This is a genomic window from Pseudomonas sp. P20 (assembly GCF_016463925.1).
Lineage (GTDB): Bacteria > Pseudomonadota > Gammaproteobacteria > Pseudomonadales > Pseudomonadaceae > Pseudomonas > Pseudomonas aeruginosa.
Genome location: NZ_JAEMVM010000009.1, coordinates 16,795 through 42,212, shown reverse-complemented (window position 1 = coordinate 42,212; position 25,418 = coordinate 16,795). Strand labels below are relative to the sequence as shown.

The window sequence follows — 25,418 nt, the reverse complement described above, 5'->3', positions numbered from 1 at the left end:
AGGTGTCAAGGTCGATAACCGGCCACGGAAGCGGTTTCGTCCAGCCAGGCCACGCAGGCTCAGACCAGGAAGGCACAACAATGAATCTCAGACACTTCATCCGCATCACCGCGACGCTAGGTGTCGCGGCCCTTATCGCTGGCTGCGGGGAATCGGCGCCGCCGGGGGCGGCGAGCGCCCCGCCAAGCGTTCCCGTCGCCGAGGTGGTGGTTCGCCCGGTGACACCCTACGCCGAGTTCACCGGCTCGCTGACCGCTGTCGAGCAGGTAGAACTGCGGCCGCGCGTCGCCGGCTACATCCAGGACGTTACGGTGCCGGAAGGCCGCCTGGTAGAGAAGGGCCAGCAACTGTTCCTCATCGACCCGCGCGTGTTCAAGGCGGCGCAGGATGCCGCCAGGGCACGCCTGCGCGAGGCCGAGGCCGCGGCGTTGCTGGCGCGCACCGAACACGAGCGAGCCGAGCTGCTGTATGCGCGGAAGGTCGTCGCCCGGGAGCGGCTCGACAGCGCCATCGCCTCGCGCAATGCCAGCAAGGCCCAGGTCGATGCGGCCAGGGCCGCCCTCGACGCGGCGCAACTGGATCTCGGCTTCACGCGGGTGACGGCACCGATCGGCGGGCGTGTCGGGCATATCCAGGTCACCGAGGGCAACTACGTCACCAATGGCGTCACCGCGCTGACCAGCATCGTTTCGGTCGATCCGCTATACGTGTACTTCGATGTCGACGAGCGCACCTACCTGCAGGCCCTGGCGCCGACCCGCGGCAGGGAAGGCGAGCAGGCCCCCAGGGTCAAGGTGGCGCTGCTCACCGACGAGTCCTATGGACGAAGCAGTCGCCTCGATTTCCTCGCCAATGCCGCCGACCGCGGGACCGGCACGGTCCGGGTTCGGGCGGTGGTCGACAACCCGGACGGGCAACTGACGCCGGGGCTGTTCGCCAAGGTCAGGCTGGAGACCGGCAAGCCTCGCGCGCAGGTGCTGGTCGCCGACCATTCCATCGGCACCGACCAGGGCCGGCGCTATGTGCTGGTCGTCGACGAAGGCAACAAGACCCAGTACCGGCCGGTGGAACTCGGCCCGATGGTCGACGGCCTGCGGGTCGTCCGCCAGGGCCTGCAGCCGGGCGAGCGCATCGTCGTCAAGGGCCTGGTGCGGCCGGACATGCAGATCACACCGCGCCTTGCGGAAATCGATGGCACGCCCGTCGACCTGTCGAAGACCGTGGGGGCCGCACAATGACATTCCCACGCTTCTTCATCGATAGGCCGATCTTCGCCATCGTTCTTTCGGTGCTGATGATGATCGGAGGCATCGTTTCGTTCTTCCAGTTGCCGCTGAGCGAATACCCGGCGGTGACGCCGCCGACCGTGCAGGTGACTACCGCCTATCCCGGCGCCAACCCCGACGTGATCGCGCAGACGGTGGCGACACCGCTGGAGCAGGCGATCACCGGGGTCGAGGGGATGCTGTACATGTCCTCGCAGTCGGCCACCGACGGGCGAATGATCCTGACCATCACCTTCGACCAGCACATCGATCCCGACATGGCCCAGATCCAGGTGCAGAACCGGGTCTCGCGGGTGCTCTCGCGCCTGCCCGACGAGGTGCAGCGGCAGGGCGTGGTCACCCAGAAGACCTCGCCGGACATCCTCATGGTGGTGCACCTGCTGTCGCCGGAGCAACGCTACGACCCGCTGTACATCTCGAACTACGCCTACCTCCAGGTGCGCGACGAACTGCTGCGCCTGCCGGGGATCAGCGATGTGGTGGTGTGGGGCGCCGGCGAGTACAGCATGCGCCTGTGGCTCGACCCCGACCTGATCGCCGCGCGCGGGCTGACGGCGGGCGAAGTGATCGCCGCGGTACGCGAACAGAACGTCCAGGTGGCGGCCGGCGCCGTCGGCCAGGCGCCGGACTCCACCGCGGCCTTCCAGGTCACGGTGAATACCCTCGGGCGGCTGAGCGACGAAGAGCAGTTCGGCGACATCATCGTCCGCACCGGCGCCGACGGCCAGGTGACGCGCCTGCGCGACGTCGCGCGGATCGAGATGGGCGGCGATGCCTATGCGCTGCGCAGCCTGCTGGACGGCGAGCCGGCGGTGGCCTTGCAGATCATCCAGAGCCCCGGAGCCAACGCGCTGGATACCGCCGAGGCGGTGCGTGCCACCGTGGCGAGGCTCGAAGGCAACTTCCCGGCCGGCCTGAGCGCGCGCATCGCCTACGACCCGACGGTGTTCGTCCGCGCTTCGTTGCAGACCGTGGCCACCACCCTGCTGGAGGCGATCCTGCTGGTCGTGGTGGTGGTGGTGCTGTTCCTGCGTAGCTGGCGTGCTTCGCTGATTCCGCTGATGGCCGTGCCGGTCTCGCTGGTCGGCACCTTCGCCGTCATGCACCTGATGGGTTTCTCGCTGAATACCCTGTCGTTGTTCGGCCTGGTGTTGTCGATCGGCATCGTCGTCGATGACGCCATCGTGGTGGTGGAAAACGTCGAGCGCCACATCGAGAACGGCGAGCCGCCGCTCCAGGCCGCGCGGCGTGCGATGGACGAGGTCACCGGGCCGATCATGGCGATCACCTCGGTGCTGGCGGCGGTGTTCATCCCCACGGCCTTTCTCAGTGGCCTGCAGGGCGAGTTCTATCGTCAGTTCGCCCTGACCATCGCCATCTCCACCATCCTGTCGGCGCTCAACTCGCTGACCCTCAGCCCGGCCCTGGCGGGCCTGCTGTTGCGTCCGCGGCCGGCCGGAGGTGCGGTGGCGGGGCGCTTCCAGCGACTGCTCCAGGCCCTCGGCCGACCGTTGCGAAATGCCCCCGAGGCCTACGGCAACGCGGTGCGCAAGGTGGTGCGGGTGAGCGGCCTGGCCCTGGTGGTGTATGGGGGCCTGCTTGGCCTGACCTGGGTCGGTTTCCAGGCGGTGCCACCGGGCTTCGTGCCGATGCAGGACAAGTACTATCTGGTCGGCATCGCCCAGTTGCCGAACGGAGCGTCGCTGGAGCGTACCGATGCGGTGGTCAGGCAGATGTCCCGGATCGGCCTCGAGGAGCCGGGGGTGGAGAGCGTCGTGGCCTTCCCGGGCCTGTCGGTGAACGGTTTCGTCAACGTGCCGAACGCCGCGGTCATGTTCTTCATGCTCGATCCGTTCGAATCGCGCACCTCCGCCGATCTCGGCGCGCTGGCCATCGCCGGGCGCCTGCAAGCCAGGTTCGCCAGCATTCCCGACGGCTTCCTCGGGGTCTTCCCGCCGCCGCCGGTACCGGGGCTGGGAACCATCGGCGGCTTCAAGATGCAGGTCGAGGATCGCGGCGGCGCCGGGCTGGAAGCCCTGGCCAGGCAGACCCAGGTGCTGATGATGAAGGCCACTGAGTCCGGCCAGCTCGGGGGCTTGATGACCAGCTTCGATATCAATGCCCCGCAGCTCGAGGTGGTGGTCGACCGCACCAAGGTGAAGAGCCAGGGCGTTCGCCTGGCCGATGTGTTCGAGGCATTGCAGGTCTACCTCGGCTCGCTGTACATCAACGACTTCAACCGCTTCGGTCGCACCTACAAGGTCACTGCCCAGGCCGATGCGCCGCACCGCATGCAGGCCGAAGCCATCGGGCGCCTGCAGGTACGCAATGCCGCCGGGGCGATGTTGCCGCTGTCCTCGTTCGTCACCGTGACGCCCAGCTCCGGTCCCGACCGGGTGATCCACTACAACGGCTATCCGTCGGCGGATATCAGCGGCGGCGCGCTTCCCGGCGTCAGTTCGGGACAGGCGGTGGCGTTGATGGAGCGCCTGGCCGGCGAAGTGCTGCCCGAGGGCATGACCTTCGAATGGACCGACCTGACCTACCAGCAGAAGCTGGCCGGCAACAGCGCGCTGTTCATCTTCCCGCTGTGCGTGCTGCTGGCCTACCTGATCCTCGCCGCGCAGTACAACAGCTGGCTGTTGCCGCTGGCGGTCCTGCTGATCGTGCCGATGTGCCTGCTCAGCGCGATCGCCGGGGTGTGGCTGGTGGGCGGCGACAACAACGTGTTCGTCCAGATCGGGCTGGTGGTGCTGGTAGGCCTGGCGGCGAAGAACGCGATCCTGATCGTCGAGTTCGCCCGCACGCTGGAGGCCGAGGGCGCCCGTGCGCTGGAGGCGGTGGTCGAGGCTTGCCGCCTGCGCCTGCGGCCGATCCTGATGACCTCGCTGGCGTTCATCGCCGGCGTGGTGCCGTTGGTCATGGCCAGCGGCGCCGGAGCGGAAATGCGCCAGGCGATGGGCGTCGCGGTATTCGCCGGGATGCTCGGGGTGACGCTGTTCGGCCTCTTCCTCACGCCGGTGTTCTACGTACTGGTACGGGCACTGGCGGCGCGCCTGGAGCGACGCGCCGGCGGCAGCCTGGCGCATCTGGAGGGAGGCCGTCCATGAAGCCATACCTGCGGTCTTCGTTGAGCGCGCTGATCCTGCTGGGCGGCTGTGCCGCGGTGGGGCCCGACTATGCGCCGCCGAGCGCGTCCGCACCGGCCAGCTTCGGCGCGATGCCGGCGGGTATCGATGGCAGTGGCGTGGAGATCGAGTGGTGGCGCGGGTTCGACGAGCCAGCCCTGGAGTCTCTGATCCAGCGGGCGCTCGCGGCGAACCTCGACATCGCCCTTGCCGGCGCGCGCCTGGACGAAGCGAAGGCGCTGCTGCGCGAGAACCGCGAAGAGTTCCTGCCGCGCGGCGGCCCGGCGTTCGATTACCAGGCCCGGCGGCGCGGCGAGGTGGAAACACCGGCCGGCCAGCAGCGCGACATCGAGACCTATCGCGGCGCGCTGGATGCTTCCTGGGAAATCGACCTGTTCGGCCGGGTGCGGCGCTCGGTGGAGGCCGCCGAGGCGCAGGCGGGCTCGCGCGAGGCCCTGCTGCGCAACGTGCAGGCGAGCGTCGCGGCTACGGTTGCCATGACCTGGTTCCAGCTACAGGGCATCGAGGCCGAACTTGCGGTGGTCCATGACATCGCCGGCAACCAGCGCGACAGCCTGGAGATGGTCGAACGCCTGGTCAGCGCCGGCTCCGCCCACGAGTTCGACCGGTTGCGCGCCGAAGCGTTATTGCACAACGTCGAGGCGGCCGTGCCCGACCTCGAACGGCGCCGCGCCGCCACCCGCAATGCGCTGGCCGTTCTCCTCGCGGAAGCCCCGCAGGCCTTCAGCCCGCCGGTCGCCCGTGCCTCCGGGGAAAGGCTGACGCTCCGCACCCTCGGGGTCGGCGACCCGGCGGGACTGCTGGCGCGTCGCGCCGACATCGCCGCGGCCGAACGCAACCTGGCGGCCGCGACCGCACGTATCGGCGTCGAGACCGCGGGGCTGTATCCGCAGGTCGAGGTACGCGGCTCGATCGGCCTGGTCGCCGGCAATCTCGATGCTTTGGACGAGAGTGGTACGTCCTTCAACGTCCTGAACCCGGTGATTCGCTGGGCGTTACTCGACCGCGGTCGCGTGCGGGCGCGGATCGCCGCCAGCGAAGCCCGTGCGCAGGAGGCATTGATCCTCTACGACCGGACGGTACTGCGCGCCCTGCAGGAGACCGATGATGCCTTCAACGGCTATGGCGCTGCCGCTGACAGGCTCCGCCTGCGCCTGCTCGAGGCGACGGCCAATCGCGAGGCGGCGCGCCTGGCCCGGGAGCGCTTCGTCCAGGGGGACGGCGAGTACCTGGACGTGCTCGAGGCGGAACGCTCGGACTACCTCAGCCGGCGCGCATTGAGCATCGCGCGCACCGAGCAGCGCCTTGCCGTCGTGGGTATCTACAAGGCGCTGGGGGGTGGCTGGGAGGCCTGCGCGGGGGCGCGGCGCTGTGGCGTGGCTACCGACGATACCTCTCCAGGCGTGGCACGGCAGCGCGACAGTCGCTCCTGATCAGCCGCCGGCGGCTTCCGGCCGCCGGCCTTCGCTCGACTGCCTGGGTCGAGGGCCGTGCGGCGCGTCCTCCGGTTATTTGGCGAACCCCGGGAGTACGGATTGCCTGGCGCGGATCACTCGTCCCTGTCCGCCTTATCGATAAGTCGGTTCCGAACTCTTTTTCGGTAGTTCATTCAGATGGATGAGTGAAGAGGGCAGATGGAAAGTATCTGCTCGGGAATTCAATGTTCAGAAGAGTGGGGAAGTATTACTTTCTCACTGTTCTTCAGGTACGTTCCGGCTGCCCGCCGTTTCTTATTGGATGAAGTCACTCCTGTGCCTCTGCGCTCGCGCCGCACGGAGAATATCGTCGAGAGGTTCCTCAATAGTGAGTGGAGCTGGCTGACGCGGTATCTCGGTTGTCGGGCGGAGTTGTTCTATATGTTCGAACTTGGCTTTGCTCGTTGTTTTAAGTTTGCGGAATAACCTCTGGAACTATTCATATGAATTTTTGAAAGTTTGGTTTACCTGAGAGATTTATGAGTTGACCTTGTCACGATGGCAGGACTCATGGTTCGCAGGAGTCAACAAACCAGGAGGTTGCGATGTTTTCTTTCCATATTCCGAACATGACCTGCGGCGGTTGTGCCAAGACTGTCACCCGTATCCTGCACGGCGTCGATCCCCAGGCGCGCGTAGAGACCGATCCTCCTCGGCGCGAGGCCAGGGTCGAGAGCACTCTGGACAAGCACGCATTCCTCGAGGCGTTGAGCGAGGCCGGTTATCCGGAGGGCCGTTGAGTGCATGGGCATGACGCAGGCGTAGGGTCGGATAGTAGCGTTTCGCCCAGTGCCGGCAATAGGAAAATGATTTTCATTGAAGTCCGCGTTCCATATGCCATCAATGGCGCTTGGCTATTGTGGAAAGAACGCTTTGGAATTTGTAAATCAATATTTCAGTCGGCCGCGAGGTGACAGTTATGTGAACGGAAAGAGGCGCTGACAGGAAACCCTAAAAGTTATTCTCCGATGGATTCGCAGGCCTTTAGCTCGGGGTTTTTCGCAGCGCATCCAGTGTTATCGAAGAGCACCTTTCGGCGAACTCCGTTGTCCGCCGAGAAGGCCGCTGCATTGCTTGACCTTGCCACCGTGGCAAGCTTTACGGTCGCCCCGCACAACAACAAAAACAAGGGTGATCCAAATGACTTCAAATCCGTTACAGCAATGCTGCAGTTCTTCCTCCGATATGAATATCCGTTCCCAGCGGACAATGTCGGAACCTGCCCGAAATGCATCGGCTCTCCTGGCTGAAGCCTTGAAACCCGGTGCCTCCCTGGACCAGATCACGCTCGCGCTCGAGGCGATTCTCGCGGTCACGGCCAAAGGCCTGGGCGGCGATGCTTCGGCTTACGCGCAGTACCAGGCGTTGCTCCTGGAACTGCACGTAGGCAGCGATCCGCATACGGAGCCGACCCGCCGCTGGATGGCGAGCCAGGTCTACCTGGTCGAGGATCGTTTCGCTCCCGAGCCGGCCGGTTTCAGCGCCGTCCCGGTGGAGGAGTTCCGCAAGAAGGTCGACGCCGAGATCGAGGCGCGCAGCCGGGTGCGCCATCCCATGTCGGTCCACCTGTTCCAGGGCACGCCGCCGGTCGAGGACGTGCGCTTCTTCCTGGAACACCATTGGGTCCGTTCCTACAACTTCTACAGCCTCCTGGCGGAGCTGGCCTTCCGCTTCGAAAACATCGAGGACGCCTCGGTGTTCTACCGCAACCTCTACGGCGAGGCCGGGGCGGAGACGCCGGAGCGCTCGCACCCCGCGTTGCTGTCCCACCTGATGACCTACTTCGACATTCCGCTGCGCATCGATTTCCCGGCGCTGCATCCGCTGGAGAAGGCCTACCTCAACAACCGTATCCGTTGCGTGCGGCACACCGATGTCGCCTGGGGCCTTGCGCTCCTGTACGCGGTCGAGTCGGTGAGCTGCGTCAATCACCGGCGTATCTACGAACTCCTGCAGCGCCTGGGCGTGCCCGAGCAACCCAGCGAGTTCCATCGCCTGCACGGCACCCAGGACGAGATCGATACCGAGGAGATGTGGGCGCTGATCGCCAAGTTCGCGCCGAGCGAAGACTTCCAGCGCAAGTTCATGCAGTCGCTGGCGCGCCACTTCGAAATCAACCGGGCCTACTTCGACCTGCTCTGGGAGCAGATGCAGGCGAATTCCCTGGCCATGGCCTGATGCCTATCCAGAACAAGAACAAGGAGTACAGGATGAATACCCGCAATTTTTCCCTGCCGCAGTTGCAGAACCTGCCCATCGAAGAAGCACGCATCGTTGCCGATGCGCTGGCCGTCCACGCTACTTCCCGCCAGATCGATAGCGCCGCGAGCAAGCTGGCCGCGCTGGCCGAGGCAGGGCTCAAGGGCGACCGCCAGGCCTATGCCGCGTACCAGCAGTTGCTCTACGTCCTTTCGTTGAGCGACGACGTGGCGACCGCCCAGACCCGGCGCTGGCTGGCCCGGGCGATCTATCGCGTCGAAGAGCGTTTCATGCCCGCCGCCGATCTTTCCAGGGCGTTGTCCGAGGAGGATTTCCAGAAGCGACTCGAACAGGAAATCGCCGCGCAGTCCCGCGAGCGGCACCCGATGTCGCAGTACGTGTTCTCCGGCTCGGCCTCCCGCGCGCAGCTCCAGGTGTTCCTCCGTCACCAGTGGTTCCGCACCTTCCGCCTGTACCGCGATGCGGCCGACCTGTTGGTCAACCTGACCGATGTGGACGAGGCCGCGGCGCTCGCGCGTTACCTCTATGGCGAGTTGGGCGAGGAAGACGAAAAGGGTTCGCATCCGCGCCTGCTGGCCAAGCTGCTCGAGGCCATCGGCCTTGAGGCGGACTTCCAGGCCGTGTCGACGATGCCCGAGGAAATCGCCTACCTGAACAATCGCGCCCGTGCCTTCCGGCATGCCGAGGTCGGTTGGGGGCTGGCGGTGTTCTACATCACCGAACTGGTCGTGCCGGGGAACCACGAAAAGCTCTATCGGGCCCTGCTCCAGGCCGGCCTGAGCGAGGACCAGGCGGAGTACTACAAGGTCCACATCAGCCTCGTACCGCCGCGGGCCAAGCGCGAATGGCAACTCATCGCGCGGCGGATTCCGGACGTGCAGTTCCAGAATGCGTTCCTGACCTCGCTATCGCAGCACTTCCGTGTGGAAAGGGCCTATTACGACGCGATCTGGGAAGAGATGCAGAGCGTCAAGTGACTTCCACCGGGACAAAGCGAGCACTCGAAAATGCCAAGTCACATTACGGAATCCCGTATACACGGGGGCGACTACTCGTCCCCGGCATTCGCCGCGATCTTTTCCGATACCAACCAGGTGCGGAGGTGGCTGGATGTCGAGCGAGCCTTGGCGGCGACCCAGGGCGAGATGGGCATCATCCCCCACGAGGCGGCGCGGGAGATCGACCGCGCCGCCCAGGTGGAGCGCTTCGACTTCATGCAACTGGGCCGCGAAAGCCTGGAGACAGGGCACCTACTGGTGCCTACCATCCGCGCCCTGGCGAGGTCGTGCGAGGGTAGCTGGGGGGAGTACGTGCACTATGGCGTGACCACCCAGGACATCCTCGACACCGGGCTGATGCTGCAGGTCAAGGAAGCCTGGGGCCATGCGCTCGGGCTCCTGCACTCGATCCGTGGCCATCTGCTGGCGCTTGCCCTGCGCCACCAGCACACGCCGATGGTTGCACGCACCCACGGGCAGCAGGCGCTGCCCACGACCTTCGGCTACAAGGTCGCCGTCTGGGTGGATGAAATCGACCGTCACCTGGCGCGCTTCGACGAGGCGCGCGAACGCGTCCTGGTCGGCAATCTGACCGGTGCCGTGGGAACCCTGGCGTCGTTCGGCGCCCAGGGCTTCGAGCTACAGCGGCGAACCCTGGCCAGGCTTGGTCTCGGCGCGCCGTCGACCAGTTGGCACAGCGCCCGGGACCGGGTGCTGGAGGTTGCCGGGTTGCTGGTCCAGGTGTCGGTGACGCTGGGCCGGGTGGCGAACGAGATCTACCACCTGCAGCGCAGCGAAATCGACGAGGTACGCGAGGGCAGCCGGCCGGGACAGGTGGGCAGCAGCACCATGCCGCACAAGCGGAACCCGTCGTCGGTCGACCTGGTCAGCGCGCTGTCGCGGCTGGTGCGGGCACAGATGGTGGCGCTCACCGATGCCGCGTTCCAGTTGCACGAGCGCGACGGCACCGCCTGGCGCATCGAGTGGGCGGCGTTGCCGGAGCTGTTCGTCTACGCCGGCGCCTTGCTGACCCGCATGGAGGCGGTGCTGGCCGAGGGGCTCGAGGTGCGCGAGGAACGCATGCGCGCCAACCTCGACCTGCTGGGTGGGCTGATCCTGTCGGAGCGGGTCATGCTCGCGCTGGCGGGGCAGTTCGGCAAGCAGACCGCCCACGAACTGCTCCATGAGATAACCCAGGCCTCCCAGCGGCAGGGCGTTCCGTTCCGCGAGGCGCTGCTCGGGCAGCCAAGGTTGCGCGGCTGTTTCAGCGCCGAGGCGCTCGAAGAACTGCTCGACCCCGTCGGCTACGTCGGCCTCGCCGCCGAGATGGTCGACCTGGTCGCCGGCAAACCACGAACCGGCGCGTCGGGCGACAGGCCCGAAGGCGCCGCCTCTTCCCAAGGAAATCCCGGTCAGTCCCAGTACGTGATGGAGGATAGGTGATGGATGCTGAATCGCTGGAAATGCTTGCCCGTTCCTCGTGCACCGCGCATCCGCAGAGCTTCGGCGGCGCACCGGCCGAGTCGTCCTGCAAGCACGAACACAGTCACATCGTTGACTCTAAAACCCATGGCGGCGGCTACGCCGGTCCGGTGAGCCGACGGATCTTCTGTAGCCACTGCCGCCTGCAACGCTGGCTCGACGTGGAGGCGGCGCTGGCGCTGGCGCAGGCCGATGTCGGCGTCATCCCGCCCGAGGCCGCGCTGGAGATCGCGAAGGCCGCCAGGCTTTCGGCCGTCGACCTGCAGCAGATCGCCGACGGCGTGGCCAGCACCGGGCACTCGCTGATGCCCCTGCTGGGCGCGCTGCAAAGGAACTGCAGCCCCAGCGCGCGCGAGTACGTGCATTTCGGCGCGACCACGCAGGATATCCAGGACACCGCGCAGTCCCTGGAAATGCGCGATGTGCTGGATGAAACGGAGCGGGCGCTGGACATCCTCCTGGACCGGCTCTCGGTGCTGGCGAGCGGGACCCGCAATGCGCTGATGGTCGCCAGGACCCACTCGATCCCGGCGTTGCCGACCACCTTCGGGCTGAAGGTGGCCGGCTGGATCGACGAGTTGCTGCGTCACCGCGAACGCCTGGGCGAGGCGCGCAAGCGGATCCTGGTGGTGCAACTGTTCGGCGGCGTGGGCACGATGGCCGCCTTCGGCGACGAGGCCATGCTCCTGCTCGAAAGCTTCGCGCGGCGGCTGTCGCTGGACGTGCCGCTGGCGGGTTGGCACGTGTCCCGCGACCGGGTTACCGAGTTCGTCAGCACCCTGGCCATGGTCACCGCGTCCCTGGCGCGGATCGCCGACGAGATCCGCACCCTGAACCGCTGGGAGATCGGCGAGCTGGAGGTGGGCTGGACGCAGCAGCAGATCGGTAGCAGCACCATGCCCCACAAGCGCAATCCGGAAGGCTGCGAGCAGGTCGTGGTGCTGGCCCGGCTGGCCAAGGCCCAGGTCCTGCTCGCGTTGGACGCCATGATCCTCGAGCACGAGCGGGACTACCGCGGCACGCGCCTGGAATGGTGTGCGGTGGCGGACGTTTCCCACTATGCGCTGATGGCGCTGTCGCTGCTGACCGACACCATCGACGGGCTCACGGTCCACGACGAGACCATGGCGCGGACGGCGAATGCATACAGCGATGCGATCTGTACCGAGGCGTTCGTCTTCGAGATGGCCAAGCAACTGGGCAAGAGCAGCGCTTACGAAATCATCTTCGAGATCACCCAGGCCTGCCAGCGCAAGCGGATTCCGATGCGCCAGGCGCTCGAGTCGGATCCGCGGGTGGGCGCCGTCATGCCGAAGGAAACCCTGGCCAGGCTGTTCGAGCCGCGGACCCATCTCGGCATGGCCGGGACCATCGTCGACAAGGTGCTGGACAAGGTCGCCAGCCACCACTGAATCACCCGCCGCCAGAGGCGGCGGTACTGCACATCAACGGAGAACAAGAATGACAAAGGCTAACGAGATCGAAACCGCGAAGGTCAAGCAGTTTTCAGCACGGATCATGGAGGACTACGGCAATACCCTGCGCGGCGCGATGCTCTACATCGGCGACCGCCTGGGGCTGTTCAAGGCGCTCGCCCATGGCCAATGGGTGACCCTGGAAGAGCTGGCGCAGCAGACCGGCTACACCACCCGCTACCTGCGCGAATGGCTGGGCAGCATGGTCACCGGCAACTACCTGGCCTACGATCCGCAGAGCAGGAGCTATCGGTTGCCGGCCGAGTTCGTCCCGGTGCTCGCCGACGAGGACTCGCCTTATTTCGCCGGCGGGATCATCCAGTTGAGCGTGCCCTTCGTGAGCATGGCGCCGAAGATCATCGAGGCCTTCCGCTGCGGCGGCGGTTGCCCCGAGGAATCCTTCCCGCTGGAAACCTGGGAAGGCATGGAGCGCATGACCATGCCCTGGTACAAGCACTTCCTCGTGCAGCACTGGATTCCTTCGCTGGATGGCGTCAAGGAAAAGCTCCAGGCGGGTGGCAGCGTGCTCGATTTCGGCTGCGGCAGCGGGCTGGCCGCGATCATGATGGCCAAGGCGTTCCCCGAAGCCCAGGTCTATGGCTGTGACTTCCACGCGCCGTCCATCGAACGCGCGCGGGCGAACGCCGAGGCCGCGGGGGTCGGCGACCGGGTGCGCTTCGAGGTCAGCGATTCCGATGCGTTGGCGGGCAAGAAGTTCGACTTCGTCACGACCTTCGTGGTCATCCACGACGCGACCGACCCGCAGCAGATGATGAAGGACCTGCGCGAGTCGACCGTCGACGATGGGACCTACCTGATGGTGGAACTCAACCTGTCGCAGGAACTGCACGAGAACATGAACCTGTTCGGTCGCGTGATGTACCCGCAGAGCACGCTGTATTGCATGACCTGTTCGCTGTCCCACGGCGGCGAGGGCCTCGGCGCCTTCATGGGCGAGGACCGCGCGCGGCAGATGGCCGAGGCCGCCGGCTTCAGTCGCTTCCGCAAGGTGCCTTCGGAGTGGCCGCCGCTGCCGGCGCTGTTCGAACTGCGACCCTGAGGTTGCACGCCCGGAGTCGCCTGGCGCGGCTCCGGGGCGAGGGTGGCGTCCGCGGCGGACGCCACCCGCAGCCCGGTGTGTCCGGGACCGCCGCAGTCGTTTCGTCCCTGTCTGCCTCGGCCTGAAGTCTTCGCTGCGAAGACCCTCGTCCTTATATAAGCAGGGGAGTTGCTGCGAGCAGAGGTCGAGAGCCTGCGGCACTCGTTCAAGCGAGCGATGTGGCTGTCAGGAAACCTTCCCCTGTTACCGAATGGAGCAATGTTGCTCCTTGTGTGTGCAACAACGCCCCACTTCCCGGAAGCCTGGCGAACCGCGTGAAAACCGCTCGGAGCGCCTTTCGTCGCAGGATTCCGCGGTAATTCTCCGCGCTTTAATTCAACTCTCTGATTTTAAAAGTTTAATACTCGAAACAAGGCTGTTTCGCCGGTGAACTTTCATCTGGCATGGCTTCTGCAAGTTTTATATTTAAAACGATGTTTCATATATAAAACAAGACAAGAGGCTTAGTCCAGATGAGAGCGACGTCGTTGAGCATCCTCACTTCCGAGCATTCGCTACCTGTAGCCGCTCCTGCGGATAGCCGTCTCGAAATCGAATTCCGCGGCGTCGCCAAGCATTTTCCGGGCCGCGGCAAAAGCGCGGCGACCCTCGCGGTGCAGGGGCTCGACCTGGCCATCCGCCGCGGCGAGGTGGTGTCCATCATCGGGCCGTCCGGTTGCGGCAAGAGCACCCTGCTGAACATGGGGGCGGGTCTCTACGCACCCAGCGAAGGCGAGGTGCGGGTCGGCGGCGAGCGGGTCAGCGGTCCGGTACGCAAGGTCTCCTTCATGTTGCAGAAGGACCTGCTGATGCCCTGGCGCAGCATTCGCCGCAACATCGAGCTGGGCCTGGAGATCGACGGTCGCGCGGCCGGCGAACGGCGCGCCATCGCCGAGGAAATGCTGGAGAAGTGTCACCTCGCCGGTTTCGCTGAGCACTATCCGTTCCAGCTTTCCGGCGGCATGCGCCAACGCGCCGCCCTGGCCCGAACCCTGGCCACCGACCCGCAGGTGTTGTTCCTCGACGAGCCGTTCTCGGCCCTCGACGCGCAGACCAAGATGATCCTCCAGCAGGACCTGGCGCGGATGCTCTGCGAGCAACGCAAGACCGCGCTGTTCATTACCCACGACCTGGTCGAGGCGATCGCCATGTCCGATCGCATCCTGGTGATGAGCGCGCGGCCGGGCACCATCGTCGAGGAGATCGAGGTCGGCCTGCCGCTGCGCGACAACCCGCTGGAGCGCCGCAAGCTGCCGGAGATCGGGCCGCTGGTCGGGCGCCTGATGACCCTGCTGAAAGTGGGCGAGAGCGCCGAGCTGCACTGATCGCCGCCTGCCGATCCGAATTCCGCTACAGGAGCCGCTGATGTCCAAGTCATTGCTCAACGCCGCATTGTGCGGCGCGTTGTTCGCCGCCGGCCTGTCCGTCCAGGCCGCCCCGCGGGAAGTCACCTACCTGCTGCCGGCACCGCCGAACTCGCCGGCCTTCGCACCCTGGGTGATCGCCCGGGAGAAGGGCTACTACGCCGACCAGGGCCTGAAGGTGACCTTCGTCGCCGGCAAGGGCGGGGTCGACGTGGCCAAGCAGATCGGCGCCGGCAACGCACCGGTCGGCGGCGCCATCGGCGATACGCCGATCGTGGTGCGCGCCAACGGCATCCCGGTGAAAGCCGTGGCGGTGCTCGGTGCCGGCGGGGTGACCATGATCGCCACCGATGGCACGGCCGGTATCGACAGCGTCAAGGACCTCAAGGGCAAGACCCTGACCGTGATGTCCTACTCCGACACCACCTACTACGCCCTGCTGGCGTCGATGCGCAAGGCTGGCCTGGGCAAGTCCGACGTGGACATCCAGGCGGCCGGCCCATCCGGCGTCTGGCAACTGTTCTCCGCCGGCCGCTCGCAGGCCATGGCCGGCGTGCCGGACTGGGTGGTGAGTGCCGAGGATGCCGGCCGGCAGGTGAAGTTGCTGCCGGGCAGCGAGGTGTTCGAGAGCATGGCCCAGGCGATCCTCGCCTCGGACGAGGCCATCGAGAAGCAGCCCGAGGTGGTCGGCGGGGTGGTCAGGGCGACCCTCATGGGCATGCGCGACATCATCGCCGACCCAAGGCAGGCCGCCGCCACCTTCGCTGCCGCGGTGCCCGCCTACAAGGGCCGCGAGGCCAGCCTGGAACGGGTCCTGCGGCTCTATGTCGAGCACGTCTACGCCAACCAGCAGCCGCTCGGGCACATCGATCCGCAGCGCCTGGACAAGGTTCGCAGGTTCTACGTCAGCGAAGGCATCGTCGGCCGCGAGACGCCGCTGGACGAGCTTTACACCAACCGTTTCGTCGAGTCCGCCGACCTGACCGCGCAGCACGGAGCCCGCCCATGAACCTCTCCACCAGACCCTTGCTCGGCAGTCTCGCGCTGTTGTTCCTGTTCCTCGCTGCCTGGCAGTGGGGGCCCGGCCTGCTCGGCATGCCCGAGTTCGTCCTGCCGGGGCTGAGCCGGGTGGCGGCGGAGGGCGTGGCCATGTGGCACGGCGCCGGACTGCTGGAGCACACGGCGATCACCAGCCTGGAGATCGTCGTCGGTTTCGCCCTGGGCGCGCTGCTTGGCGTGAGCATCGGCGTTGCCCTCGGCCTGTCGCCGACCACCGAGGCCATGCTCTCGCCCTACATCCTGGCGCTGCAGATCGCGCCGAAGGTGGCCTTCGCCCCGCTGTTCGTGATGTGGCTGGGCTATACGGTGTACCCGAAGATCCTCATCGCCGTGCTGATCGTGTTCTTCCCGGTGATGATCAACGTGCTCTCGGCCATCCGCACCGTCGACCCGGACATGATCAACCTGGTGCGCGCGATGAGCGCCAGCCGTTGGCAGATCTTCCGCCTGGTGGAGTTCCCCTCGGCGATGGCCGCGCTGTTCTCCGGCCTGCGCATCGCCTCCACCCTGGCGGTGATCGGCGTCACCGTCGGCGAGCTGGTGGGCGGCAACAAGGGCCTCGGCTTCCTGCTGGTGGATGCCGAAGGGCAGGGCAACACCGCCGGGGTGTTCGTCGCCATCGTCATGCTCACCCTGATCGGCGTGCTCGCCTATGGCGCGGTGGTCTGGGCCGAGAAGCGCGTCCTGCATTACCTGCCGAAAGCCAACCTGGGCACGGTGTGAATGCCATGAGCCAGAACTCTCTTCTCGACGGTCGCCGCGTGCTCCTCACCGGCGGCGCCCGCGGCCTCGGCTACGCCTTCGCCGAAGCGGCGGCACGCGCCGGCGCCCGGGTGGTGATCGCCGACATCCTGGAGGAGCGCGTGCAGCGCTCCGCCCGTGAACTCGCCGAGCAGGGCCTGGATATCAGCGGCCTGCCACTGGACCTGGCCGACCCGGTTTCGATCGAGCGCTGCGTGGCCGCGGCGGTCGAGCGCCTGGGCGGTCTCGACGGCCTGGTGAACAACGCCTCCATCACCAACTCCGGCGGCAAGAGCTGCGAAGAACTGGAGATCGAGGTGTTCGACCGGGTGCTCCAGGTCAACGTGCGCGGCACCTGGCTGATGACCCGTGCCTGCCTGCCGGCGCTGCGCGAGTCCGGACGTGGCGCGGTGGTCAACCTGGCCTCCGACACCCCGCTGTGGGGCGCGCCCAACCTGCTCGCCTACAGCGCCAGCAAGGGCGCGCTGATCGCCATGACCCGCAGCCTGGCCCGCGAGCTGGGCGGCGACGGCATCACCGTCAACGCCATCGCTCCCGGACTCGTGGAGGTCGAGGCCACCGAGTACGTGCCGGCCGCCCGCCACCGGCTCTACCGCGAGCAGCGCGCGCTCCAGCGCGGCCAACAGCCGGCGGATGTCTGCGGCGCGGTGCTGTTCGCCCTTTCCGACCTTTCCCGCTTCATCACTGGACAAACCCTGCCGGTCAACGGCGGGTTCGTCATGCCCTGATCCGGAGGACTCCATGACCGATCTGAACCAGAACGCCCCGAAATCCTGGGACCGCCCCGAAGGCGCCAGCTTCGAGGAGTGGTGCAACACCCGCATCGCCCGTTACTCCACCCGCAAGTACGACTGGAACGCGCTGAAGTTCCAGGCCGACTACGACCCCAGGTTCCGCCGCGCGCAGATGCGCTACATCGGCACCGGCGGCACCGGTGTGGCCAGTGACATGAACACCATTCCGTCCGAGCACTTCACCTTTTCCACCATGGTCATCCCGGCGGGTCACGAAGGCCCGCCGCACCTGCACATCGACGTCGAGGAAGTGTTCTTCGTCCTGCGCGGCAAGCTCAAGGTGGTGCTGGAGAAGGACGGCGAGCGCTTCGAGACCATCCTCACCGACCGCGACGTGATTTCCGTGCCGCCGGGCGTGTACCGCGAGGAGATCAACATCGGCGACGAGGATGCGCTGATGTGCGTGATGCTCGGTGCGAAGAAGCCGATCACCCCGACCTACCCGCCGGAGCACCCTCTGGCGAGCATCAAGCGCTGAGGCCGCCGATGAACATGGCGCAGACCCACACCCCCGTCCCGAACCTGCAACAGCGCTTTCCCGAGCGGCTGGTGCAACTGGCCGACGGCGCCCAGCTGGCCATCCGCGAATGCGGCCAGGGCCCGGTGGTGGTGCTGTTGCACGGCATCGGTTCGGGCTCGGCGTCCTGGCTGCATTGCGCCCAGCGCCTGGCCGCCGGCAATCGGGTGATCGCCTGGGACGCGCCGGGTTACGGCCTGTCCACGCCGCTGCCGCCGGCCCGGCCCAAGGCCTGCGACTACGCCGCGTGCCTGGAGCTGCTGCTGGATGCGCTGGGCGTGGAGAGCTGCCTGCTGGTGGGCCACTCCCTCGGCGCGCTGATGGCCACGGCCTACGCCGCCGGCATCGGCGCGGCGCGGGTGCGCCGCCTGGTGCTGCTCAGCCCGGCGCGCGGCTACGGCGCCGCCGAGCTGCGCGACAGCGGCGCCCAGGTGCGCCGCCAGCGCCTGGAGAACCTGGAGCGCTTCGGTATCGACGGCATGGCCAGCGAGCGCACCGCGCGCCTGCTCGGCCGCAACCCCAGCGAGGAGGCCCTGGCCTGGGTGCGCTGGAACATGGCGCGGCTCAACCCCGAGGGCTACCGCCAGGCCGTCGAGCTGCTCTGCGGCGACGACCTGCTGGGCAACGGGCAGCCTGCCGCTCCTTGCGAGGTGCATTGCGGCGAGGACGACGGCATCACCACGCCCGAGAGTTGCGGCGCCATCGCCCGCCAGCTCGGCGCGTCGTTCTCGTCGATTCCCGGGGCCGGCCACGCCAGCCCGATCGAACAACCCGAAGTGGTCGCAGGACGCATCGGCCACGCGCAACGCCTCTCTCTTGAAGGAACCGCCAATGGATAAGTCAGACGATTCGCAAGACAAGTACATCGTGCCTGGCCTCGAACGCGGCCTGCTGCTGCTCTGCGAGTTCAGCCGGAAGGACCGTACCCTGACGGCGCCGGAGTTGGCGCGGCGCCTGAAGCTGCCGCGCTCGACCATCTTCCGCCTGCTGACCACCCTGGAGGCCATGGGCTTCGTCACCCGCAACGGCAACGAGTACCGCCTGGGCATGGCGGTGTTGCGCCTGGGCTTCGAGTACCTGGCCTCGCTGGAGCTGACCGAACTCGGCCAGCCGCTGCTGAACCGCCTGTGCGACGAGATCCGCTACCCCTGCAACCTGGTGGTGCGCGACGGCCGTTCGATCGTCTACGTGGCCAAGGTTTCGCCGTCCACCCCGCTGAGCAGCTCGGTGAACGTCGGGACCCGGTTGCCGGCCCACGCCACGGTGCTCGGCCGCATCCTGCTGCAGGACCTGAGCCTGGGCGAGCTGCGCGAGCTGTACCCGGAGGAGCAGCTGGAGCAGTTCTCGCCGAACACCCCGCGCAGCGTGCTGGAACTCTTCGACATGGTCCAGGGCGACCGCCAGCGTGGCTTCGTCCAGGGCGAGGGGTTCTTCGAGGCGAGCATCTCCACCGTCGCGGCGCCGGTACGTGATCACAGCGGTCGCGTCATCGCGGCGATGGGGGCGACCATCGCCGCCGGGCATATCGACCCGGAACGCATCGAGGGACTGGTCAGCCGGGTGCGCAGCAGCGCCGACGAGCTGTCGTACCTGCTCGACTACCGCGCCGACGGCCAGGACAACGTCACCCCGATCTTCCGGAGTCGCCCGCATGAAACCGTATGACCTGTCCGAGGCGGTGGCGGTGGTCACCGGCGGTTCCTCCGGGATCGGCCTGGCCACGGTGGAACTGCTGCTGGAGGCAGGCGCCGCCGTGGCTTTCTGCGCTCGCGACGGCGAGCGCCTGCGTGCCGCCGAGTCCGCGCTACGCCAGCGCTTCCCCGGGGCGCGCCTGTTCGCCAGTGTCTGCGACGTGCTGGATGCGTTGCAGGTGCGCGCCTTCGCCGAAGCCTGCGAGAGAACGCTGGGGTGCGCCAGCATCCTGGTGAACAACGCCGGCCAGGGCCGCGTCTCGACCTTCGCCGAGACCACGGACGAGGCCTGGAGCGAGGAACTGCAACTGAAGTTCTTTTCCGTCATCCACCCGGTACGCGCCTTCCTGCCGCAACTGGAAAGCCGCGCCGACGCGGCCATCGTCTGCGTCAACTCGCTGCTGGCCAGCCAGCCGGAGCCGCACATGGTAGCTACCAGCGCGGCCCGCGCCGGGGTGAAGAACCTGGTGCGCTCCATGGCCTTCGAGTTCGCGCCTAAGGGCGTACGGGTCAACGGCATCCTCATCGGCCTGGTCGAGTCCGGCCAGTGGCGGCGCCGTTTCGAAGCCCGCGAAGAGCGCGAGCTGGACTGGGCGCAATGGACCGCGCAGCTGGCGCGGAACAAGCAGGTTCCCCTGGGACGCCTGGGCAAGCCGATCGAGGCGGCCCGCGCCATCCTGTTCCTCGCATCTCCCCTGTCTGCCTATACGACGGGCAGTCATATCGACGTTTCCGGAGGGTTGTCCCGTCATGCGTAACGCAAGCCAAGTCACCGTCGGCGCCGCCATCGCCGCCTTCCTCGAACAGTGCGAGGTGAAGGCCGCCTTCGGGGTGATCTCGATCCACAACATGCCGATCCTCGATGCCTTCGCCAGCCGCGGCAACATCCGTTTCGTGATGGCCCGCGGCGAGGCCGGGGCGGCCAACATGGCCGATGCCTACGCCCGCACCAGCGGTGGCCTGGGCGTGTGCCTGACCAGCACCGGAACCGCCGCCGGCAACGCTGCCGGGGCGCTGGTCGAGGCGCTCACCGCCGGCACCCCGCTGCTGCACCTGACCGGGCAGATCGAAACCCCCTACCTGGATCGGAGCCTCGCCTACATCCACGAGGCGCCGGACCAGTTGAGCATGCTCAAGGCCATCTCCAAGGCGGCCTTCCGCGTGCGCAGCGTCGACACCGCCATCAGCACCCTCAAGCTGGCCGTGCAGACCGCCCTGACCGCGCCCGCCGGCCCGGTGAGCGTGGAAATCCCGATCGATATCCAATCGGCGCTGATCAACCTGCCGGCCGACCTGTCGCCGCTGCCGGTGCCGGTGGCCAGGCCCTCCGAGCAAGCCCTGGACGACCTAGCCGAGCGTTTCGCCCAGGCGCGGCGACCGATGCTCTGGCTGGGGGGCGGTGCCCGGCATGCCGGCCCGCAGGTACAACGCCTGCTGGCCATGGGCGTGGGCGTGGTCACCAGCACCCAGGGGCGTGGCATCGTCCCGGAAGACGACACGCGTTCCCTCGGCGCCTTCAACCTGAACAAACCGGTGGAGCGGTTCTACCAGAGCTGCGACGCCATGCTCGTGGTGGGCTCGCGCCTGCGCGGCAACGAAACCCTCAAGTACGAACTCAAGCTCCCGCGTCCGCTTTACCGGGCAGACGCCGATGCCACGGCGGAGGGCCGCTGCTACCCCAGCGATTTCTTCGTCTGCGGCGATTCCGAACGGGTCCTCAAGGGGCTCGCCGACCGCCTGGAAGGGCGCCTGTCGGTGGACCCGGCCTTCGCCGCGGATCTCGCCGCCGCACGCAACCAGGCCCGCGCCCAGTTGGTGGACGGCCTTGGCCCCTACGCTTCGCTGGTGGAGCAACTGCAGGCGCTGGCCGGCCGCAATTTCAACTGGGTGCGCGACGTCACCGTCTCCAACAGCACCTGGGGCAACCGCCACCTGAATATCTTCAGCCCCCGCGCCGGCGTCCACGCCCTCGGCGGTGGCATCGGCCAGGGCCTGGCCATGGGCATCGGCGCGGCGGTCGGCGCGGCGGAAACCGCGCCTGGGCGCAAGACCTTCGTGCTCGCCGGCGACGGCGGCTTCATCCTCAACCTGGGCGAACTGGCCACCGCCGTGCAGGAGCGGGCCGACATGCTCATCGTGCTGATGAACGACCAGGGCTACGGGGTGATCAAGAACATCCAGGACGCCGCCTACGGTGGCCGCCGCTGCTACGTCGACCTGCACACCCCGGACTACGCCCAACTGTCGGCTTCCCTCGGCCTGCGTCATGCCAAGGTCAGCGATCTGAAGGATTTCAGCGCCGTGCTCGATGGCGCCCTGGCCGAGCCAGGTCCCTTCCTGCTGGAGGTGGACATGCTCGCGGTGGGCAGCTTCAAGAGCATTTTCGCCGGCCCGCCGACCAACGATGCCAAGACCGACAAGGCCACCGCCTGAGGCTCCCGCCATGCTGAATATCGTCATGATCGGCTGCGGCGCCATCGGCGCCGGCGTCCTGGAACTGTTGGAAAACGATCCGCAACTGAGGGTCGATGCGGTGATCGTTCCTCGCGAGTCCGAGACCCAGGTCCGCCATCGCCTGGCCAGCCTGCGCCGGCCGCCGCGGGTACTCAGCGCGCTGCCGGCCGGAGAGCGCCCCGATCTTCTGGTGGAGTGCGCCGGGCACCGCGCCATCGAGCAGCACGTGCTGCCGGCGCTGGCCCAAGGCATTCCCTGCCTGGTGGTCTCGGTGGGCGCGCTGTCCGAGCCGGGCCTGGTGGAGCGCCTGGAAGCCGCGGCGCAGGCCGGAGGCAGCCGCATCGAGCTGCTGCCCGGCGCCATCGGCGCCATCGATGCGCTGTCGGCGGCCAGGGTCGGTGGCCTCGAATCGGTGCGCTACACCGGGCGCAAGCCGGCGAGCGCCTGGCTGGGCACGCCGGGCGAGACGGTCTGCGACCTGCAGCGCCTGGAGAAGGCGCGGGTGATCTTCGACGGCAGCGCCCGCGAGGCGGCGCGGCTCTATCCGAAGAACGCCAATGTCGCCGCCACCCTGTCGCTCGCCGGCCTCGGCCTGGACCGCACCCAGGTGCGCCTGATCGCCGACCCCGAAAGCTGCGAGAACGTGCACCAGGTGGAAGCCAGCGGCGCCTTCGGCGGCTTCGAACTGACCTTGCGCGGCAAACCGCTGGCGGCCAACCCGAAGACATCGGCGCTGACCGTGTACAGCGTGGTCCGAGCGTTGGGCAACCACGCCCACGCGATTTCGATCTAGGGACGACTACCGTGATTGACCTGAACCCGATCCAACCCATCTGCATCGCTGGCGAGTGGCGAGCGGGCGGCGGCGACCTCTACGAAAGCCTCTATCCGGCCACCGGCGAGGCCGTCGCCCGCCTGCATGCGGCCAGCCTGGAGGACGTGGAGGAAGCCATGGCCGGCGCCCACCGCGCCTTCCGTGAAAGCGGCTGGGCCCAGCGCAAGCCTCATGAGCGGGCCACCGTGCTTTATCGTATCGCTGCGCTGATCCGCGAGCGCAGCGAAGAGCTGGCGCAGTTGCAGCGCCTGGACAACGGCAAGCCGATCAGGGAAACCCGCAACCTGGTGGCCAGCGCCGCCGCCACCTTCCAGTTCTTCGCCGCCGCCTGCGAGACCCTGGAGGAAAGCATCACGCCGTCGCGCGGCGACTTCGTCAGCATGAGCGTGTACGAGCCCATGGGCGTGGTGGTTGCCATCACCCCGTGGAACTCGCCCATCGCCTCCGAGGCGCAGAAGCTCGCCCCGGCCCTGGCCGCCGGCAACGCGGTGGTGGTCAAGCCGGCCGAGATCACCCCGCTGGCCGCCCTGGCGCTGGCGCGCATCTGCGATGAGGCCGGCCTGCCGCGCGGGCTGGTCAGCGTGCTGCCGGGCAAGGGCGCGCTGATCGGCGATGCCCTGACCCGCCACCCCCTGGCCAGGCGCGTGTCCTTCACCGGCGGCACCCGCACCGGCAAGCACATCGCGCGCATCGCCGCCGACAAGATGATGCCGGTGTCCCTGGAACTGGGCGGCAAGTCGCCGACCATGGTGCTGGCCGACGCCGATCTCGACCACGCGGTGGCCGGCGTGCTCTATGGCATCTTCAGCTCCAGCGGCGAATCCTGCATTGCCGGCTCGCGGTTGTTCGTCGCCAGCGAGCGCTACGACGAATTCATGGAGCGCCTGGCCACCGGCGCCGCGGCCCTGCGCGTCGGCGACCCGGCCGACGAGCGCACCCAGATGGGCCCGCTGATCAGCGCGCGGCACCGCGAGTCGGTGGAGCGCTATGTCGAGATGGGCGTGGCCGAGGGCGGTCGCCTGCGCACGGGGGGCGTACGTCCCCATGGCGGAGCCTTCGATCGTGGCTACTTCTACACCCCGACCATTATCGAGGGGCTCACCAATGGCGCCCGCCTGTGCCGGGAAGAGGTCTTCGGCCCGGTGCTGGTGGCCATGCCTTTCACCAGCGAAGAGGCCCTGATCGAGGAGGCCAACGACAGCTGCTACGCGCTGGCCGCCGGCATCTGGACCCGCGACTTCCAGCGCGCCTGGCGGCTCGGCCGCGCCGTGCAGGCCGGCACCGTGTGGATCAACACCTACAAGCAGTTCTCCATCTCCACCCCCTTCGGCGGCTGGCGCGACAGCGGCCTGGGCCGCGAAAAGGGCCGCCTGGGGATACTCCAGTACATGGAGCAGAAGAGCCTCTACTGGGGCCTGAACGAACAGCCGCTGGCCTGGGCCGGCAGCCACTGATGAGGAAGACGCGATGAGCGTATCGGGAATCGACGAAATCACCTACGGCGTGGAAGACCTGGCCACCAGCGCGCGTTTCTTCGCCGACTGGGGCCTGGCGCAGGTCGAGGCGAGCGAGGACCAGGTGGTCTTCGAAAGCCTCAACGGCTGCCGCGTGATAGTTGCGGCGCGGGACAAGCCCGGCCTGCCGCCGGCCATCGAGGAAGGCTCGACCCTGCGTGAAGTGGTCTGGGGTGTGGAGAGCGAGGCGGACCTCAAGCTGTACGCCGAGCGCATCGCCAATGATCCCGGCTTCATCGAGGGCGAGGGCCGTATCGGCTGCACCGACCCGAACGGTCTGGCCGTGCGCCTGCAGGTCACCCGTAAACGCGACATCCAGGTGGCCTGCGGCCAGTCCAACACCTGGCAGTTCAAGGGCCGGATCAACCAGGCCAGCCCCATCTACGAGCGTGCGCAGCCCGTCGAAGTCGGCCACGTGGTGTTCTTCGTCAAGGACGTCAACGCCTGCGAACGCTTCTACCGCGAGCGCTTCGGCTTCGTCTGCTCCGATCGCTATCCGAATCGCGGCGCCTTCCTGCGTTGCGCGGAGGAGGGCGGCCACCACGACCTGTTCATGCTGCAACTGCCGCAACCGCGCGCCGGCCTGAACCACGTGGCGTTCACCGTGCGCGATATCCATGAGGTGTTCGGCGGCGGCATGCACATCGCCCGCTGCGGCTGGGATACCGAGATCGGCCCGGGTCGGCATCCGGTGTCCTCGGCGTACTTCTGGTACTTCCGGAACCCCGCCGGCGCCCTCGTCGAGTACTACGCCGACGAGGACCAACTGACCGGCGAGTGGCAGGCCCGCGAGTTCGAACCTGGCCCTACGGTGTTCGCCGAATGGGCCATCGCCGGTGGCCTGGACGGCAATACCCGGCGACAGAAAAGCGTCGAGGCACCGCAGGGCCGGTTCCTCACCGACAAACCCAGGAGTTGAGACGAGCATGAGCGACACCTTGTTGCTGACCGTGCTGCTCCGGCACGACCAGTCGAAGAATCTCGACGAGATCCAGGCCCGCATGAAGGCCATGGACTGGTGGGAGCGCTTTCCGGGAGAGGGCGTGGAGATCGTTTCCTGGACCGTCGCCATGGGCCTCGGCCAGATCGTCACCCTGCGCCTGCCGCCGGCCCTGCTGCCACGCGTCAACGTCGAACTGGAGCGCTCCGCCTGGGGCGTGTTCCGCACCGAATGCTACCCGACCTACGACTTCGTCCCGGTTCGCGAAACCATCCGCGAACGGGTCCGCACTGGAGGCCAATGA

The 25,418-nt window shown here is 67.2% G+C and carries 23 protein-coding genes; all 23 read left to right on the top strand.

Going from position 1 to position 25,418, the window contains the following annotated elements; all coding sequences use genetic code 11:
• The first annotated feature begins 80 nt into the window (after positions 1-80).
• The 23 genes from mexP (at position 81) to JHD77_RS12700 (ending at position 25,418) form a co-directional block, all read left to right on the top strand.
• Positions 81-1,238, top strand: a complete 1,158-nt coding sequence (mexP, locus tag JHD77_RS12810; protein WP_003119548.1) for a multidrug efflux RND transporter periplasmic adaptor subunit MexP — start codon at positions 81-83, stop codon at positions 1,236-1,238.
• A complete protein-coding gene (mexQ, locus tag JHD77_RS12805; RefSeq protein WP_009876892.1) occupies positions 1,235-4,396 on the top strand; it encodes a multidrug efflux RND transporter permease subunit MexQ in 3,162 nt (1,053 codons plus the stop codon). Before mexP ends, mexQ begins: the two co-directional genes overlap by 4 nt.
• Entirely contained in the window at positions 4,393-5,868 is a 1,476-nt protein-coding gene (gene opmE, locus JHD77_RS12800) for a multidrug efflux transporter outer membrane subunit OpmE (protein WP_003122178.1), read from the top strand. Before mexQ ends, opmE begins: the two co-directional genes overlap by 4 nt.
• Positions 5,869-6,455: 587 nt before the next feature.
• The gene (locus JHD77_RS12795; protein WP_003092060.1) at positions 6,456-6,650 is read left to right on the top strand and encodes a heavy-metal-associated domain-containing protein; all 195 of its coding nucleotides are present in this window, start codon (positions 6,456-6,458) and stop codon (positions 6,648-6,650) included.
• Between the two features lie 228 nt (positions 6,651-6,878).
• Positions 6,879-7,160 (top strand): hypothetical protein, encoded by a 282-nt coding sequence (locus JHD77_RS12790; RefSeq protein ID WP_161789441.1) that lies wholly within the window; start codon positions 6,879-6,881, stop codon positions 7,158-7,160.
• A complete protein-coding gene (locus JHD77_RS12785) occupies positions 7,051-8,088 on the top strand; it encodes an HOASN domain-containing protein (RefSeq protein ID WP_003119554.1) in 1,038 nt (345 codons plus the stop codon). Before JHD77_RS12790 ends, JHD77_RS12785 begins: the two co-directional genes overlap by 110 nt.
• A 32-nt stretch (positions 8,089-8,120) precedes the next feature.
• On the top strand, positions 8,121-9,107 hold the full coding sequence (locus tag JHD77_RS12780; protein WP_003112894.1) for an HOASN domain-containing protein: 987 nt from the start codon (positions 8,121-8,123) through the stop codon (positions 9,105-9,107).
• A 30-nt stretch (positions 9,108-9,137) separates the two neighbouring features.
• Positions 9,138-10,571 (top strand): adenylosuccinate lyase, encoded by a 1,434-nt coding sequence (gene purB / locus JHD77_RS12775; RefSeq protein WP_191519412.1) that lies wholly within the window; start codon positions 9,138-9,140, stop codon positions 10,569-10,571.
• Positions 10,571-12,022: a class-II fumarase/aspartase family protein gene (locus tag JHD77_RS12770; RefSeq protein ID WP_003092055.1), complete on the top strand. Its 1,452-nt coding sequence runs from the start codon at positions 10,571-10,573 to the stop codon at positions 12,020-12,022. The genes purB and JHD77_RS12770 overlap by 1 nt, the downstream gene beginning before the upstream one ends.
• A gap of 49 nt (positions 12,023-12,071) precedes the next feature.
• Positions 12,072-13,145 carry a class I SAM-dependent methyltransferase gene (locus JHD77_RS12765; protein WP_031756604.1) on the top strand — a complete coding sequence of 358 codons (1,074 nt, stop codon included), beginning with the start codon at positions 12,072-12,074 and terminating at the stop codon, positions 13,143-13,145.
• 512 nt (positions 13,146-13,657) lie between these two features.
• Positions 13,658-14,509: an ABC transporter ATP-binding protein gene (locus JHD77_RS12760; RefSeq protein ID WP_003130104.1), complete on the top strand. Its 852-nt coding sequence runs from the start codon at positions 13,658-13,660 to the stop codon at positions 14,507-14,509.
• A gap of 40 nt (positions 14,510-14,549) precedes the next feature.
• Positions 14,550-15,557, top strand: coding sequence for an ABC transporter substrate-binding protein (locus JHD77_RS12755; protein ID WP_003162724.1), 1,008 nt, complete (start codon positions 14,550-14,552; stop codon positions 15,555-15,557).
• On the top strand, positions 15,554-16,330 hold the full coding sequence (locus JHD77_RS12750) for an ABC transporter permease (protein WP_003112898.1): 777 nt from the start codon (positions 15,554-15,556) through the stop codon (positions 16,328-16,330). Before JHD77_RS12755 ends, JHD77_RS12750 begins: the two co-directional genes overlap by 4 nt.
• Before the next feature lie 5 nt (positions 16,331-16,335).
• The gene (locus tag JHD77_RS12745) at positions 16,336-17,097 is read left to right on the top strand and encodes an SDR family oxidoreductase (protein WP_003112899.1); all 762 of its coding nucleotides are present in this window, start codon (positions 16,336-16,338) and stop codon (positions 17,095-17,097) included.
• A 13-nt stretch (positions 17,098-17,110) separates the two neighbouring features.
• Positions 17,111-17,641, top strand: coding sequence for a cupin domain-containing protein (locus JHD77_RS12740; RefSeq protein WP_003112900.1), 531 nt, complete (start codon positions 17,111-17,113; stop codon positions 17,639-17,641).
• 8 nt (positions 17,642-17,649) lie between these two features.
• A complete protein-coding gene (locus JHD77_RS12735) occupies positions 17,650-18,519 on the top strand; it encodes an alpha/beta fold hydrolase (protein WP_003112901.1) in 870 nt (289 codons plus the stop codon).
• The gene (locus JHD77_RS12730; RefSeq protein ID WP_003112902.1) at positions 18,512-19,345 is read left to right on the top strand and encodes an IclR family transcriptional regulator; all 834 of its coding nucleotides are present in this window, start codon (positions 18,512-18,514) and stop codon (positions 19,343-19,345) included. Before JHD77_RS12735 ends, JHD77_RS12730 begins: the two co-directional genes overlap by 8 nt.
• Positions 19,332-20,129, top strand: a complete 798-nt coding sequence (locus JHD77_RS12725; protein ID WP_017001845.1) for an SDR family oxidoreductase — start codon at positions 19,332-19,334, stop codon at positions 20,127-20,129. Before JHD77_RS12730 ends, JHD77_RS12725 begins: the two co-directional genes overlap by 14 nt.
• Positions 20,122-21,804 (top strand): thiamine pyrophosphate-binding protein, encoded by a 1,683-nt coding sequence (locus JHD77_RS12720; protein ID WP_003130114.1) that lies wholly within the window; start codon positions 20,122-20,124, stop codon positions 21,802-21,804. The genes JHD77_RS12725 and JHD77_RS12720 overlap by 8 nt, the downstream gene beginning before the upstream one ends.
• Before the next feature lie 10 nt (positions 21,805-21,814).
• Positions 21,815-22,618, top strand: a complete 804-nt coding sequence (locus JHD77_RS12715; RefSeq protein ID WP_003453564.1) for an aspartate dehydrogenase — start codon at positions 21,815-21,817, stop codon at positions 22,616-22,618.
• A gap of 11 nt (positions 22,619-22,629) precedes the next feature.
• Entirely contained in the window at positions 22,630-24,114 is a 1,485-nt protein-coding gene (locus tag JHD77_RS12710; RefSeq protein WP_031756606.1) for an aldehyde dehydrogenase, read from the top strand.
• Positions 24,115-24,127: 13 nt separating this feature from the next.
• Entirely contained in the window at positions 24,128-25,093 is a 966-nt protein-coding gene (locus tag JHD77_RS12705) for a VOC family protein (RefSeq protein WP_003453560.1), read from the top strand.
• 7 nt (positions 25,094-25,100) lie between these two features.
• Positions 25,101-25,418, top strand: coding sequence for a hypothetical protein (locus tag JHD77_RS12700; protein ID WP_003112908.1), 318 nt, complete (start codon positions 25,101-25,103; stop codon positions 25,416-25,418).

What these genes read in the sequence shown, in the direction of transcription:
- mexP (WP_003119548.1), top strand. Translation starts at nt 81, where the DNA reads ATGAATCTCAGACACTTCATCCGCATCACCGCGACGCTAGGTGTCGCG.
- mexQ (WP_009876892.1), top strand. Translation starts at nt 1,235, where the DNA reads ATGACATTCCCACGCTTCTTCATCGATAGGCCGATCTTCGCCATCGTT.
- opmE (WP_003122178.1), top strand. Translation starts at nt 4,393, where the DNA reads ATGAAGCCATACCTGCGGTCTTCGTTGAGCGCGCTGATCCTGCTGGGC.
- JHD77_RS12795 (WP_003092060.1), top strand. Translation starts at nt 6,456, where the DNA reads ATGTTTTCTTTCCATATTCCGAACATGACCTGCGGCGGTTGTGCCAAG.
- JHD77_RS12790 (WP_161789441.1), top strand. Translation starts at nt 6,879, where the DNA reads ATGGATTCGCAGGCCTTTAGCTCGGGGTTTTTCGCAGCGCATCCAGTG.
- JHD77_RS12785 (WP_003119554.1), top strand. Translation starts at nt 7,051, where the DNA reads ATGACTTCAAATCCGTTACAGCAATGCTGCAGTTCTTCCTCCGATATG.
- JHD77_RS12780 (WP_003112894.1), top strand. Translation starts at nt 8,121, where the DNA reads ATGAATACCCGCAATTTTTCCCTGCCGCAGTTGCAGAACCTGCCCATC.
- purB (WP_191519412.1), top strand. Translation starts at nt 9,138, where the DNA reads ATGCCAAGTCACATTACGGAATCCCGTATACACGGGGGCGACTACTCG.
- JHD77_RS12770 (WP_003092055.1), top strand. Translation starts at nt 10,571, where the DNA reads ATGGATGCTGAATCGCTGGAAATGCTTGCCCGTTCCTCGTGCACCGCG.
- JHD77_RS12765 (WP_031756604.1), top strand. Translation starts at nt 12,072, where the DNA reads ATGACAAAGGCTAACGAGATCGAAACCGCGAAGGTCAAGCAGTTTTCA.
- JHD77_RS12760 (WP_003130104.1), top strand. Translation starts at nt 13,658, where the DNA reads ATGAGAGCGACGTCGTTGAGCATCCTCACTTCCGAGCATTCGCTACCT.
- JHD77_RS12755 (WP_003162724.1), top strand. Translation starts at nt 14,550, where the DNA reads ATGTCCAAGTCATTGCTCAACGCCGCATTGTGCGGCGCGTTGTTCGCC.
- JHD77_RS12750 (WP_003112898.1), top strand. Translation starts at nt 15,554, where the DNA reads ATGAACCTCTCCACCAGACCCTTGCTCGGCAGTCTCGCGCTGTTGTTC.
- JHD77_RS12745 (WP_003112899.1), top strand. Translation starts at nt 16,336, where the DNA reads ATGAGCCAGAACTCTCTTCTCGACGGTCGCCGCGTGCTCCTCACCGGC.
- JHD77_RS12740 (WP_003112900.1), top strand. Translation starts at nt 17,111, where the DNA reads ATGACCGATCTGAACCAGAACGCCCCGAAATCCTGGGACCGCCCCGAA.
- JHD77_RS12735 (WP_003112901.1), top strand. Translation starts at nt 17,650, where the DNA reads ATGAACATGGCGCAGACCCACACCCCCGTCCCGAACCTGCAACAGCGC.
- JHD77_RS12730 (WP_003112902.1), top strand. Translation starts at nt 18,512, where the DNA reads ATGGATAAGTCAGACGATTCGCAAGACAAGTACATCGTGCCTGGCCTC.
- JHD77_RS12725 (WP_017001845.1), top strand. Translation starts at nt 19,332, where the DNA reads ATGAAACCGTATGACCTGTCCGAGGCGGTGGCGGTGGTCACCGGCGGT.
- JHD77_RS12720 (WP_003130114.1), top strand. Translation starts at nt 20,122, where the DNA reads ATGCGTAACGCAAGCCAAGTCACCGTCGGCGCCGCCATCGCCGCCTTC.
- JHD77_RS12715 (WP_003453564.1), top strand. Translation starts at nt 21,815, where the DNA reads ATGCTGAATATCGTCATGATCGGCTGCGGCGCCATCGGCGCCGGCGTC.
- JHD77_RS12705 (WP_003453560.1), top strand. Translation starts at nt 24,128, where the DNA reads ATGAGCGTATCGGGAATCGACGAAATCACCTACGGCGTGGAAGACCTG.
- JHD77_RS12700 (WP_003112908.1), top strand. Translation starts at nt 25,101, where the DNA reads ATGAGCGACACCTTGTTGCTGACCGTGCTGCTCCGGCACGACCAGTCG.